Raw genomic sequence first — 530 nt, 5'->3', positions numbered from 1 at the left:
TGTTTTTGGTGCGACGTTGCAATACTTGAATCGTGCGACGAATTTCATCATCTCGACCAATTACAGGATCCAATTTGCCTTGCTCAGCTCGCTCAGTTAAATCGATGGTGAATTTTTCAAGAGCCTGACGTAGCTCTTCAGCATTTGGATCATTGACCTTTTGACCACCTCTGATCTTTTCAATCGCTTGACTCACTTTTTGCTCGGTGAGCCCCACTTCTTTAAGTAGTTGCCCTAAAGGACCGCGATCTTCTAATGCCGCAAGCAAGAAGACTTCGGACGAGATGTAGGAGTCTTGACGCTTTTGAGCCACTTTGTCACACAGATTGAACAAAGTCCCCATCGAGCTAGAAAGCTGCACATCACCACCGATGCCACTCACCTTTGGTAATCGATCAAGCATTTCGCCTAGCTTTGAGCGGAGATGAGTTACATCCACGTCCAGCATTGTCAGCAATGGACGAATTGGACTGCCATTTTGATCAAGCAAAGCCACCATTAAGTGAACTGGCTCGATGTACTGATGATCG

At 46.2% G+C, this 530-nt stretch carries 1 protein-coding gene; it reads right to left on the bottom strand.

The window, feature by feature from the left end; translation table 11 throughout:
* The coding region (locus tag R7R78_RS29190; protein ID WP_318119869.1) for a Clp protease N-terminal domain-containing protein at positions 1–530 on the bottom strand (530 nt) is incomplete at both ends.

The sequence above is a fragment of the Vibrio sp. 2134-1 genome (assembly GCF_033339495.1).
Note: the sequence above shows the minus strand (reverse complement) of the source record. Positions and strands in the feature narration are given on the sequence as shown.